Origin of the sequence: Planomonospora alba (assembly GCF_039534085.1) — a bacterium.
GTDB classification, from domain to species: Bacteria; Actinomycetota; Actinomycetes; order Streptosporangiales; family Streptosporangiaceae; genus Planomonospora_B; species Planomonospora_B alba.
In genome coordinates this window covers 18,729-31,212 of record NZ_BAAAUT010000049.1, presented here as the reverse complement: position 1 = coordinate 31,212, position 12,484 = coordinate 18,729, and the positions used below count along the sequence as shown (strand labels likewise).

At 72.4% G+C, this 12,484-nt stretch carries 11 protein-coding genes; 8 read left to right on the top strand and 3 right to left on the bottom strand.

The genetic code is table 11. The features are described from left to right. Nucleotides 1-5 precede the first annotated feature (5 nt). Both ABD823_RS25795 and ABD823_RS25790 read left to right on the top strand, forming a co-directional pair. Nucleotides 6-1,199: a cytochrome P450 gene (locus ABD823_RS25795; RefSeq protein ID WP_344863904.1), complete on the top strand. Its 1,194-nt coding sequence runs from the start codon at nucleotides 6-8 to the stop codon at nucleotides 1,197-1,199. Nucleotides 1,200-1,312: 113 nt separating this feature from the next. Continuing rightward, nucleotides 1,313-1,681: a hypothetical protein gene (locus ABD823_RS25790; protein WP_344863902.1), complete on the top strand. Its 369-nt coding sequence runs from the start codon at nucleotides 1,313-1,315 to the stop codon at nucleotides 1,679-1,681. Nucleotides 1,682-2,223: 542 nt separating this feature from the next. Here the strand turns inward: ABD823_RS25790 and ABD823_RS25785 are convergent. The 3 genes from ABD823_RS25785 to ABD823_RS25775 are packed head-to-tail and all read right to left on the bottom strand — an operon-like array spanning nucleotide 2,224 to nucleotide 5,814. Further along, entirely contained in the window at nucleotides 2,224-4,503 is a 2,280-nt protein-coding gene (locus ABD823_RS25785) for an FtsX-like permease family protein (protein ID WP_344863900.1), read from the bottom strand. Between the two features lie 5 nt (nucleotides 4,504-4,508). Further along, on the bottom strand, nucleotides 4,509-5,255 hold the full coding sequence (locus ABD823_RS25780) for an ABC transporter ATP-binding protein (RefSeq protein ID WP_344863898.1): 747 nt from the start codon (nucleotides 5,253-5,255) through the stop codon (nucleotides 4,509-4,511). A gap of 52 nt (nucleotides 5,256-5,307) precedes the next feature. After that, a complete protein-coding gene (locus tag ABD823_RS25775; RefSeq protein ID WP_344863896.1) occupies nucleotides 5,308-5,814 on the bottom strand; it encodes a PadR family transcriptional regulator in 507 nt (168 codons plus the stop codon). Nucleotides 5,815-5,947: 133 nt separating this feature from the next. On the opposite strand from ABD823_RS25775, the gene ABD823_RS25770 reads away from it, so the two are divergent. The 6 genes from ABD823_RS25770 to ABD823_RS25745 all read left to right on the top strand — a co-directional run bounded on the left by ABD823_RS25770 (nucleotide 5,948) and on the right by ABD823_RS25745 (nucleotide 12,410). Beyond that, the gene (locus tag ABD823_RS25770; RefSeq protein WP_344863894.1) at nucleotides 5,948-7,213 is read left to right on the top strand and encodes an ABC transporter substrate-binding protein; all 1,266 of its coding nucleotides are present in this window, start codon (nucleotides 5,948-5,950) and stop codon (nucleotides 7,211-7,213) included. A 91-nt stretch (nucleotides 7,214-7,304) separates the two neighbouring features. Then, entirely contained in the window at nucleotides 7,305-8,630 is a 1,326-nt protein-coding gene (locus ABD823_RS25765; RefSeq protein WP_344863892.1) for an ABC transporter substrate-binding protein, read from the top strand. Between the two features lie 13 nt (nucleotides 8,631-8,643). Then, nucleotides 8,644-10,143 carry an ABC transporter permease gene (locus ABD823_RS25760; RefSeq protein WP_344863890.1) on the top strand — a complete coding sequence of 500 codons (1,500 nt, stop codon included), beginning with the start codon at nucleotides 8,644-8,646 and terminating at the stop codon, nucleotides 10,141-10,143. Next, the gene (locus ABD823_RS25755) at nucleotides 10,140-11,018 is read left to right on the top strand and encodes a carbohydrate ABC transporter permease (protein WP_344863888.1); all 879 of its coding nucleotides are present in this window, start codon (nucleotides 10,140-10,142) and stop codon (nucleotides 11,016-11,018) included. The genes ABD823_RS25760 and ABD823_RS25755 overlap by 4 nt, the downstream gene beginning before the upstream one ends. A gap of 337 nt (nucleotides 11,019-11,355) precedes the next feature. After that, the gene (locus ABD823_RS25750) at nucleotides 11,356-12,033 is read left to right on the top strand and encodes a uracil-DNA glycosylase (RefSeq protein ID WP_344863886.1); all 678 of its coding nucleotides are present in this window, start codon (nucleotides 11,356-11,358) and stop codon (nucleotides 12,031-12,033) included. A gap of 38 nt (nucleotides 12,034-12,071) precedes the next feature. Further along, a complete protein-coding gene (locus ABD823_RS25745; RefSeq protein ID WP_344863884.1) occupies nucleotides 12,072-12,410 on the top strand; it encodes a hypothetical protein in 339 nt (112 codons plus the stop codon). Nucleotides 12,411-12,484: the final 74 nt, after the last annotated feature.

Sequence of the window (12,484 nt, the reverse complement as noted above, 5' to 3'; positions counted from 1 at the left end):
AGATGATGACACAAACCCCGGAATTGCCGCTGCACATGCGGAGGAACGGGCTCAACCCGGTCGAGGAACTGGCCCGGGCTCGCGACAGCGAGGGTGTGGTGCGGGTGAAGACGCCGTTCGGCGCACCCGCGTACGTGATCTGCCGCTATGAGGACGTTCGCCGGGTGCTCGCGGATCCGGCCCGGTTCAGCAGCGCCCTGACACCGTTCCCGGGATCCGGGCAGATGAACGCCGACGAGCTGGCCACGATGCAGGCCGGGCAACTGATCGGATTCGACCCGCCCGAGCACACGCGGTTGCGCCGGATGCTCACCCCGGAGTTCACGATACGGCGGATGCGCAGGCTCGAGCCGCGGATCACCGAGATCGTCCAGACGGCTTTGGACGATCTGGAGCGGGCCGGCAAGCCGGCCGATCTGGTGGAGCACTTCGCGCTGCCGGTGCCGTCACTGGTGATCTGCGAGCTGCTGGGCGTGCCGCATGCCGACCGCGCCGAGTTCCACGACCGTTCCGTGCGCCTGCTGGACACCTCCTTGCCGATGGAACAGCGCGTCGCGGTGCAGCGGGAGGACCGCGCCTACATGGCCGGCCTGGTCGCCCGCGCCCAAGCCGCCCCGGGCGAGGACATGCTGGGCATGCTGGTGCGCGAGCACGGCCACGATCTCAGTACCAATGAGCTGATCGGCATCGCGGGACTTCTGCTGCTGGCCGGGCATGAGACCACCTCGAACATGCTCGGCCTGGGCACCCTGGCCCTGCTCCGGCACCCGGACCAGCTGGCGGTGATCCGCGACGATCCGGCGCAGGCCGAGCCCGCCGTCGAGGAGCTGTTGCGCTGGCTGTCCGTCGTGCAGTCGCTGCCGCCGCGCACCACCACGACGGATGTGGAGATCGCCGGACATGCCATCCCCGCGGGATCGCTCGTGATCTGCTCGTTTCCCGCCGCCAACCGCGACCCTGCCTTCGTCGACGATCCCGAGACACTGGACATCGCCCGGGGAGCCGCCGGTCATCTCGCCTTCGGCCACGGGGTGCACCACTGCCTCGGGGCGCCGCTGGCGCGGATGGAGATGCGCATCGCCTTCCCGGCACTGCTGCGGCGCTTCCCCTGCCTCACCCTGGCCGATCCGTACGAGCAGGTGGACTTCCGGGTCTTCAGCCTCGTGTACGGCGTGCACACGCTGCGGGTGACCTGGTGAGCGGACAGCCGCCGAGAGCCGACACCTCACCCACCCGGCACCCGACCACCAAGAAGAGTGATCCCATGTCAAGGCCGACCAAGCTCCTCTCCTCTGCTCATGCGAAGCGGCCCGTGCGTCCCCGGTTCTTCGGCCTGATGAAGGTGAGCACAGGGTTCCTGGCCGCCGCGCTGCTGGTGCAGGGGATCACCGCTGGGCAGCTCCTGTCCAACGAGGGCAGCCGCCAGTTGCACCACGCCACGGGCCCCATCGTCACGGTCGCGATGGTCCTGCAGATCATCGCCGCGCTCCTGGTGTGGCGGGCGGGCCGCGGATCGGCGCGGTACCTGGCCGCCAGTGCGCTCCTGATGGTGCTGATCAGCATCCAGTTCGTGGTTGGCGGGAGCGGTAACCTCGCCGTCCACGTCCCTCTCGGCGTAGCGCTCTTCGGCGCGAGCGCCGTCCTGGCGGCACAGGTGTGGTCGCCCCGCCCCGCCGACTGAACTCAGAGCCCGACTCACCCACCTCGGGTGCCACCAGCCGTCGGGCTCGATTCTGCTCCACCGCGTGTCGTTTCGCCGCGCACCGCGCTTCCAATACGCCGGTGCGACGTCGATCTACGAGACGTCCTCGTCCCAGTCCGGCTCATCCGGGTTGCGCAGCTGCCGGACGCCGACAGGCCCAAGGTCGGGCCGGGCGAAGGAGCAGGTGCCGATCACGTTGATGTGCCGGCGAACGAAGGGCGACAGCCGCGCGCTGTCTTCCTCAGCCCTTCTCTGTCAGACTGCTGTGAGACATAGGACGTATGGGTCCTTGTGATGTGAAGCAGGACCTCCACGAAAGCCGGGGCGGTTCACCAGAAGTTCGTGGCCGCCTCCAGCCCGTCTCTTGCCCAGGACGTCCTCGCCGTGATGACGAAGGCATAAGCCCGCAGAAGGCATCCAGAGCTTCGCCGCGCCGGCGCTGGCACCGGCAGCGGGGTCATGGAACGCTCTGGCGGCCCAGAACGGGGCAACGCCCGGAGACATCGTCCGGGTCGATGCCCCTACCTCGCCGTCACCGGCACCTGGGCCCGCGCCGCCCTGCGCGCCGGGACCAGCGCCACCAGCAGGCCCGCGCCGACCGCCGTGAGCACCGTGACGGCCAGGGCGGAGGCGGACGGGGCGCGGCCGATGCCCGCGCCGACGCCGCTGGTGTGGCCCTGCAGGTCGATCAGGCCGCCTGCCACCGAGGCCCCGGCCGCGGTGCCCGCCGCCACGCCCAGCGCGACCAGCAGCCCGGTCCCGGTGACCAGTGTCGCCGCCACCTGCCGCGGGGTGAGCCCCATGGCCTTGAGCACCGCCAGGTCCGCCGCGTGGTCGCGCAGCCCCAGCGCGCTCGCGGTCAGCAGGTTGGCCAGGGCCAGCAGCGCCAGCACGACGGTCAGCGCCGCGATCACCACCCGGATGACCGCGAGCCGCTCGGCCGGGTTGACCGTCCTGCGCACCTCCACGGCCTCGCCCGAGGCGATCAGCAGGCGGGCGCGGACCGCCTCCGGGTCGGCGCCGGGGGCCAGCACCAGGCGGTGGAACTGGGGCGGCACCGCGTCCTTGGCGGCGAGGGTGTCCAGGCCGGTGGAGAGCACCTCGCCGTCCTGGTCGGGCTCCACCACCCGCCCGACGATCCGCACGATGAGCGGCGTGCCGCCGACCGTCATCCGCACCCGGTCGCCGATCTCCGCGCCCAGCAGGTCGAGCAGGCCCTGCCCGGCGACGGCCTCGCCGCGCGCGGCGAACATCCGCCCCTCGACGACCGTGAGCGGGTACGGCGCGGCGGACGTGCCGAGCCCGCGGACCAGCACGCTGCGGGTCTGCTCGGGCTCCAGCGCGGAGACCTCGCTGCCGGGGTGGACGGCGATCACCTGCGGATCGGCCCGGGCGATGCGGGCGGCCGCGTCGGCCGTGAGCCGGCCGGGGCGGACGGTGAGGGCCGCGGCCTGGCCGACCCGTTCGGGGTGGCGCAGGAAGTCGTCGAGGGTGGCCCAGCAGCCGAGGCCGATGGTGATCATCATCATCGGCACGGCCACGCCGACGATGCTCAGGAAGGCGGGCGTCCGGCGGGTGAAGGCGTCGCGGGTGCCCAGGACGAGCGCGGGCGGGAGCCGTACCAGCAGGGCGAGGCGGGCCAGCCGGGAGAGGCGGCCGCCCGGCGGGGCGGCCGGGGCGGCCGGGATGGGCGGGGTGCGCCCGCCCCGCCAGGCGGGCAGCGCCACCGCGACCAGGACCACCGCGGCGGTCCCGCCGGCGATGGCCAGCAGCGGCAGCGGGGAGAGCGGCGGGAACGGCAGGTCGTCCAGGGCGAGCGCCGCGGCGGCCAGGCCGCCGGCCAGTCCGGCGGCGACGCCGGCCAGCCCGAGCGCCCCGTGCTCGGCCACGAGCAGGGCGACGATCTGGCGCCGGGTGTAGCCGAGGGACTTGAGGGTGGCGATGTCGCGCGTCTGGGTGAGCACCCGGCCGCCGACCGCGTTGGCGACGGCCAGCGCGGCGGCGACCAGCCCGACGGCGCCGAACAGCCCCAGCAGCAGGCCGAGCAGCCGGTTGTCCAGCTCCATGGAGGCGCGGATCTCCCGCCAGGTGGACATGCGCCGGATCTGCTCGTCGAGCAGGGTGACGGCGCCGTGCACGGCAGGCAGCGTGTCCTCGCCGTCGGCCAGCCGGAGTCCGGTGACCGACTCGCTCCGCCCGGCGGCCGGTTCGATCCCGGTGAGGGTCGCCGGCAGGGTCCAGGCCAGGCCGGGCGTCCACTCGGGGTAGAAGCCGACCTCGGCGGTGCCGGCGAGGCCGACCACGGTGAGCGGGTGGGGGACGCCGCTGAGCGAGGTCACCGGGAAGGGGTCGCCGACCCGCAGCCCGAGCGCCTCGGCGAAGGAGCTCTCCACGACCACCCCGGCGGTGTCGCCCGTGCGCAGCCACCGCCCCGTGCGGACGAGCGGCGCGGCCACCGGTCCCGGGTCGGCGCCGGCCTCGCGCAGCGCGACCGCCGACCTGCGGCCGTCCAGGGTGAGCGTCACGGGCGCCGTCCGGTACGGCCCGGCCACCTCCGCCACGCCGGGCAGGTCCCGCAGGGCCGCCGCGTCCGGCGCGTCCCCGGTGTGGATCCACACGTGCGCGCCCCGGGTCCGCTCGAACAGCCCGCGCCAGGGGTTGGTCCCGTCCTCCAGCAGGGTGGCCGCCGTGACGAGCGCGGCGACGATGCCCGCCACCGCCAGGACGGTCAGCAGCGCCTGCCCGCGCCGCGCCCGCAGATCCGCCCGGATCCACCGGACGGACGCCCGGATCGTGCTCACTCCGGCTACCCCCGCAGTTCCACCACGCCGCCCACCCCGCCCCGGGGGCGGCGGCGGGGCGCGGCGACGGCGCCGTCGTCGACGATCTGCCCGTCGAGGAGGGTGACCACCCGGTCGGCGAGGCTGGCCACCCGGGCGTCGTGGGTGACCAGCACGATCGTCTGCCCTTCGCGGTGCACCTCGCCCAGCAGCCTCAGCACGTCCCGGGTGTTGCGGCTGTCCAGGTTGCCGGTCGGCTCGTCGGCCAGCAGCAGCCGGGGCCGGTTGGCCAGGGCGCGGGCCAGCGCCACCCGCTGCTGCTCGCCGCCCGCGAGCTGGGCGGGGGCCGCCGCGGCGCGGTCGGTGAGGCCGAGCGCGTCCAGGAGGTATTCGCGGCGCTCGCGCGCCTGGCGCGAGGAGGCCCCGGCGAGCAGCGCGGGGAGCTCGACGTTGTCGGCGACCGTCATGTTGGCGACCAGGTTGAAGAACTGGAAGACGAAGCCGATCTTCTGGCGGCGCAGCAGCGCCCAGGCGCTCTCGCCCAGGGTGTCGGCGCGCTTGCCGTCCAGCCAGATCTCGCCGCTGGTGCGGGTGTCCAGGCCGCCGAGCAGGTGCACCAGCGTGGACTTCCCGGAGCCCGAGGGACCCATGATCGCCACGAACTCCCCCGGCTCCACCCGCAGGTCCACCCCCCGTACGGCGGGCACCGGCACGCCCCCGTCCTGGTAGATCTTGACGAGGTTGACGGTGCAGACCACCGGGGGCGCGCTCATCCGGTCACCGCCCCGGTGCCCGTTCCTGCCCGCGGGTCGCGCACGTACCGGTTCATCCCAGCTCCTCCTGGCAGCGGTCGAGCCATTCGAGGTCGGCCTGCAGGTGCAGCATGGCCCCCTCGATCAGCAGGAGCGCGACGCGGTTGCCCGGGTCGGTCCGCTCGGCGAGGTCGTTGAGGTCGCGCATGAGCCCCAGGTAGTGGCGGCGCTGGCGGTTGATCAGCGCCGTCCGGTCGGCGATGCCCGTCATCGGGGCCAGCACGAGCTTCATGAAGAACTCGTCGCGGACCCGCGGCCCCTCGGTCGGCTCGTCCACCCAGGAGTCGAGGCTCTCCCGGCCGGCGGCCGTGAGGTAGTAGACCTTCTTGTTCGGCCGGTTGGACTGCTCCACGTCCACCGCGCGCACCAGGCCGTCCTTCTCCAGCCGGCCGAGGGTGACGTAGATCTGCCCGATGTTGGGCGAGGGGTAGGCACTGCCGAAGGTCTGCTCGAGGGCCTGTTTGAGCTCGTATCCGTGGGCAGGTTCCTTCGCGAGGAGCGCCAGCAGGAACGGGCGCACGCCCACCTCCTCACCGTGCCCGCGTTATGCGAGCGTTACGGGCTCATCCGTTGACGCCCACATTAACGCTGTGCATAACATGAATGCATCTACCTAACATGTATGTAACCGCCCGGAAATGTGGAGGTCACAGGTGCCGCGCCTGCTCCCGCTCGCCCTCGCCGCGCTGATGCTGGCGGGGTGCGCGGCGGGGGACGGCGGGACGGAGGGGTCCGGCTCCCGGGACGGGAGCGGCCCGATCACCCTGGCGATCGGGCGGGACACCACCGGCTACCTGCGACCGCTGCTCGACCGGTGGAACCAGGCCCACCCCGCCGAGCGGGTCACCCTGCTGGAGCTGCCGGAGGCCACCGACGAGCAGCGCGCCCAGATGGTGGCCAACCTCCAGGCCGGCAGCGACCGCTACGACGTGCTCGGCCTGGACGTGGTCTGGACGGCGGAGTTCGCCGAGGCCGGCTGGATCGTGCCGCTGGAGCGGAGCATGTTCCCGCTCGACCGCTTCCTGCCCCCGGTGGTGGACACGGCCGTCTACCGGGGCAAGCTCTGGGCGGTGCCGTACACCAGCAACGCCGGGCTGCTCTACTACCGCAAGGACCTGCTCGACGCGGCGGGCTTCGAGCCGCCCACGACCTGGGCGCAGCTGCGCGAGCAGGCCAGGGCCCTGCACGCCGAGCACGGCATCGGCGGCTACGCCGGGCAGTTCCTCGCCTACGAGGGCCTGACCGTCAACTTCGCCGAGGCCGTGCAGTCGGCGGGCGGCGGGCAGATCCTCAGCACGGACGGCACCCGGGTCACCATGGACCCCGACCGGGCCGAGGCCGGGCTGGATTTCCTGCTGGGCGGTTTCCGGGAGGGGTGGATCCCGCAGGAGTCGCTCTCCTTCAAGGAGGAGGAGTCGCGGCTGGCCTTCCAGGAGGGCCGGCTGGCCTTCGCCCGCAACTGGCCGCACGCCTACGGCCCGGCCACCCAGTCCGGGATCGCGGGGAGGTTCGGGGTCACCCGGCTTCCGGGGCTGCACGGCCCGGGCGCCGGTTCGCTCGGCGGGCTCAACCTCGCGATCAGCGCCTTCTCCCGGCACCAGAAGTCGGCGGTGGAGTTCATCCGCTACTTCACCGGCCTGGAGAACCAGCGGCGGGTGCTCACCGACGGCTCGTTCCCGCCCGTGTGGACCGAGCTGTACGACGACCCCGGCCTGGTCGAGCGCTTCCCGTACCTACCGGTCCTCAAACAGAGCATCCTCTCCGCCCGGCCCCGGCCGGCGAGAGCCGACTACGACCAGGTGAGCCTGGTGATCGCCAGCACGGTCTCAGGCGCACTCACCCCGCCCTTCGAGGAGTCGAGCGACGACGTCATCGCCTCCCTGAAAGGACAGCTCGACGAGATCATCCGGGCTCCGTGACCCGGGGGCGACCCCCCCGCCGGAGCCGTCATCCCATCTCGCTTCCATCCGAACCTCGGGGGTTTGAGAAAGCACAGGAGGTCTTTCCGACATGCGCAAAGCCATGGCCGTCGCGGCGACCGCGGGCCTCGCACTCGCCCTCGCCGCGTGCGGCGGCGAGTCCACCACCACCCAGCCCACCGGCGGGGCGACCGGGGCCGCCTCGCCGACCGGGGCCAGGCCCCTGGAGGGGGTGACCATCGAGGTCGCCGCCAAGTGGACCGGGGCCGAGCAGGCCAACTTCCAGAAGGTCCTGGACGCCTTCCAGGCCAAGACCGGCGCCAAGGTCACCTACGCCTCCACCGGCGAGGACACCGGCGCCTACCTCGGCCCGCGCATCCAGGCCGGCAGCCCGCCCGACGTCGCGATCCTGCCGCAGCCCGGCCTGGTCCAGCAGTACGCCGACGACAAGGCCCTCAAGCCGCTCACCCCCGAGGTGATCAAGCAGATCGACGAGAACTACACCCCGTACTGGAAGGAGCTCGGCTCCGCCGGCGGCGAGGTGTACGGCGTGCTGGTGAAGGCGGCCCACAAGTCGCTCGTCTGGTACCGCGACCAGGCCTTCTCCGACGCCGGGGTGCAGCCCCCGGCCACCTGGGACGAACTGGTGAAGACCGCCCAGACGGTCGCCGACTCCGGCACCGCGCCGTTCGCGCTCTGCGGCGCCTCCGGCTGGACCCTCACCGACCTGTTCGAGAACGTCTACCTGTCCTCGGCGGGCCCGGAGAACTACGACAAGCTCTCCAGGCACGAGATCCCGTGGACCGACCCCAGCGTGACCACCGCGCTGGAGAAGATGGCGCAGATCGTCGGCAAGCAGGACCTCCTGCTCGGCGGCTCCTCCGGCGCGCTGCAGACCGACTTCCCGACCTGCGTGACCCAGGTGTACGGCCAGGACAAGGCGGCGATGGTCGTCGAGGCCGACTTCGTCGGCACCACGGCCGAGGAGTCGGGCGCCAAGCTCGGCGAGGAGGCCAAGTACTTCCCGTTCCCGAAGGCCGGCGAGACCGCCCCGGTCGTACTGGGCGGCGACATCGCGGTGGCGATGAAGGACTCGAAGGGCGCCATGGCGCTGCTGGAGTACCTCGCCTCCAAGGAGGGCGGCGAGGTCTGGGCCAAGCTCCCCGGCTACCTGTCCCCCAACCGCAACGTCTCCCCGGAGAACTACCCGAGTGAGCTGACCAGGCAGCTCGCGCAGACGATCATCGCCGCCGGCGAGTCCGTCCGCTACGACATGTCCGACCTCGCGCCCAGCGCCTTCGGCGGCACCGACGGCAAGGGCGAGTGGAAGCTCCTGCAGGACTTCGTGCGCGACCCCTCGGACGTCAAGGGCATCCAGGAGAAGCTCGAAGCCGAGGCCGCCAAGGCCTGGAAGTAGAAGGGGGCAGGCCGTGACCGACCGGTTGGGCGGCCCTGAGGGCCCGCGCGGCGGCGACGCCGCCGGGTCCTCCCCCGGACCGCACGAACCCCCCGCATCCCGTCCGGAGACGGCCAGGCCGCAGATCGCCACCGCCGGTCCGGCGGCGCCGGACGCGCACGCCGCCGGAGCCGGCGCGGGCACGGAGAAGGGCACGGAGAAGGGCACGGCGGCGGGCCCCCGGCGCCGGCTGGGCCCCTCGCCGGTGCTCGCCACCGCGTTCCTGCTGCCGGCCGTGGTCCTGCTCGGCGCGCTGGTCATCTACCCGATCGTCTACTCCCTGTTCCGGAGCCTCTACGACGCGAGCGGCGACGGCTTCGTCGGCGCCGGGAACTACGCCGCGATCTTCTCCGACCCCGCCACCCTGACCACCATCAGGAACAACCTGATCTGGGTGGTCTTCGCCCCCGCGACGGTCACCGTGCTCGGCCTGATCTTCGCGGTGCTGACCGAGCGGATCCGCTGGGCCACCGCGTTCAAGCTGGTGGTGTTCATGCCGATGGCGGTCTCCCTGATGGCCTCCGGCGTCATCTTCCGCCTGGTCTACGAGCAGGACCCGGACCGCGGGGTGGCCAACGCCGTCCTCACCTCGGTCGGCGACGTCTTCGGCGCCTCCGGCGGCTACCCGGACGCCCGGCCGAGGGAGAACGAGCAGTCGCCGGTCACCGCCGACCAGGGCGCGGTGGCCACCCGGCGGCCCGTCCAGCCGGGCCAGGCCGTGCTCGTCCCGCTGGTCGGCGTGAAACCCGGCGACCTCGCCGACGCCGCGACGGCCCGCCCGGCCGCCCCGCCGGGCCCCGGCGAGATCGCCGGGACCGTGTGGGTGGACTTCACCCAGGGCGGCGGGGGGCAGGTCAACCAGGTGGACGGCACCGAGAAGGGCCTGGCCGGGATGACCGTCGAGGCGGTGCGGGACGGCCAGGTCAGGGCGACGGCCGTCACCGGGGACGACGGGGCCTTCCGGCTGACCGGGCTCGCCCCGGGCGACTACGTCGTACGGCTCCCGCAGTCGAACTTCGAGGCGCCCTTCAACGGCCTGACATGGCTCGGCCCGACGCTGATCACCCCCGCGATCATCGGCGCGTTCGTCTGGGTGTGGGCCGGCTTCGCCATGGTGATGATCTCCGCCGGGCTCTCGGCCATCCCGCGGGACGCGCTGGAGGCGGCCCGCATCGACGGCGCCGGTGAGTGGCAGGTGTTCCGCCGGATCACCGTCCCGCTGCTCTCCCCGGTGCTGCTCGTCGTGTTCGTCACGATGATCATCAATACGCTGAAGGTCTTCGACCTGGTCTTCGTCATCGCCCCCGGGTCGGTCCAGCCGCAGGCGAACGTGATCGCGCTGGAGATGTGGCGCGTCTCCTTCGGCGGCGGCGGCGACCAGGGCCTGGGCAGCGCGCTGGCCATCTTCCTGCTGGTCCTCGTCCTGCCCTTCATGATCCTCAACATCCGGCGGTTCAGGAGGGACAACCAGTGACGACGTCCTCCGCTATCGGCGCGCCGCCCCGCGGCGTCCTCGGCCGCCTCGCCGACCGGGTCGGCGGCGGGGTGCTCCAGGCGGTGCTGGTGCTGATCGGCGTGTTCTGGCTGGTCCCCACCCTGGGCCTGTTCGTGGTCTCGCTCCGGCAGGAGACCGCCAACAACTCCAGCGGCTGGTGGACGGCGTTCACCAAGCCGGCCGAGTTCACCCTGAAGAACTACGCCGACCTGCTGGCCTCCGGGTTCACCGCGTCGTTCTGGAACACCGTGCTCATCACCGTGCCCGCGACGCTCCTGGTGATCGGCATCGCGGCCATGGCGGCCTACGCGTTCGCCTGGATGGACTTCCCCGGCCGGGACGCCCTGTTCCTGGTGGTCGTCGGCCTGCTGGTGGTGCCGATCCAGATCGCGCTCATCCCGATCGCCAGGCTGTACGGCGCGCTCGGCGTCTTCGGCTCCATCCCCGGCGTGGTGCTCTTCCACGTGGCCTTCGGCCTGCCCTTCGCCATCTTCCTGCTCCGCAACTTCTTCGTGGGCATCCCGGGCTCGCTGCTGGAGGCGGCGCGGATCGACGGCGCGGGCGAGTGGAAGATCTTCGCGACCGTGGTGTTCCCGCTGGCCAAGCCGGCCATCGCCTCGCTCGGCATCTTCCAGTTCCTCTGGGTCTGGAACGACCTGCTCGTCGCGCTGGTCTTCGCCAACACCGAGAACCAGCCGATGACCAAGGCCCTCCAGTCCCAGATGCGGCAGTTCGGAACCAACGTCGACATCCTGGCGCCGGGAGCCTTCCTGTCGCTGATCATCCCGTTGATCCTGTTCTTCGCCTTCCAGCGGTACTTCGTCCAGGGCATGCTGGCGGGCTCCGTGAAGTGAGGACCGACTGAATACAGGGGGGCAGGTCCGGTGCGGCCCGCACGGCGCGGGCCGCACCGGACCTCGACGGCCTCCCGGAGGCGCTCCGCGGCCCGCGGTGCCACTCCCCGGCTCCCCGGGGGACGCCGCGGGCCGGTGCGCGATGCCGCCCGCGATGTCGGTTGATCTCGATAGGGTGCCGACCATGAATCCTCCGCTCCGCCGGGGAGCGGCCTCCCCGTCCGCCTCGGCCGAGGCGGACGGCGGCCGGGCCCCGGCCGTCCGGGGGCGGGGGACCCGTGACGGGGAAGAGACGTTCCCGCCGGGCGCGCCCGGCACTTCCCTCCCTAGGAGAATGATGGCTGCACGTCCCTTGAACGAGCTGGTGGAACCCGGGTGGGCCGAGGCCCTGGAGCCCGTCGCAGACAGGATCGCCCAGATGGGCGACTTCCTCCGGAAGGAGATCGCCGAGGGCCGGGGCTACCTCCCCGCCGGGGAGAACGTGCTGCGCGCGTTCAAACAGCCCTTCGACCAGGTCAAGGTGCTGATCGTGGGCCAGGACCCCTACCCGACGCCGGGCCACCCGATCGGTCTGAGCTTCTCGGTGGCGGCCGACGTGCGCCCGATCCCGGGCAGTCTGCGCAACATCTTCAAGGAGCTCACCGAGGACCTCGGCCTGCCGATGCCGGGCAACGGCGACCTGACCCCGTGGGCCGAGCACGGCGTGCTCCTGCTCAACAGGGTGCTCACCGTCATGCCGGGCAAGCCCGCCTCGCACCGGGGCAAGGGCTGGGAGGAGGTCACCGACCAGGCCATCCGGGCGCTCGCCGCCCGCGGCAAGCCGCTGGTGGCGATCCTGTGGGGCCGTGACGCCCGCTCGCTCGCCCCGCTCCTCGGCGACGTGCCCCGCATCGAGTCGGCCCACCCGAGCCCGCTCTCGGCCCGCAGCGGCTTCTTCGGCTCCCGGCCGTTCAGCCGCGCCAACCAGTTGCTGGAGCAGCAGGGCACGACCCCGGTCGACTGGAAGCTCCCCTAGACTGATCAGGCACCTCGGGGGCACTAGGATTCTTCATCATGAGTGATGAATCGGGCACTGAGCGCTATCTGCGTCTGACGGTCGAGCTGACGGTGGAGGTGCTGGACAACGGCGCGCTCCAGGCGGCGGCGCTGAAGGAGATCAACGACCCCGAGACCGACCTGGACGACGACGAGCGCAGGGAGCAGGCGGAGATGGTCTCCGCCGACGACAGCGGCGCCACGGCGCTGCAGTGGCTGATCGAGCCGGACCACGTCCTGGGGCTGATCGAGCACATCGAGCAGATCGAGCCCCGCGAGGCCGTGCTGAGCGTCGAGCCCTCCGAGGGGCCGTCGGACGAGGACGACGACGAGCACGACCACGGGCACGACCACTGACGCACCGCCGTAGGCCGGCCGGCCCACCGGCCGCCGGCCGTACGGCGGGCGGCCGCCCGGAGGGCGGGCCCGGT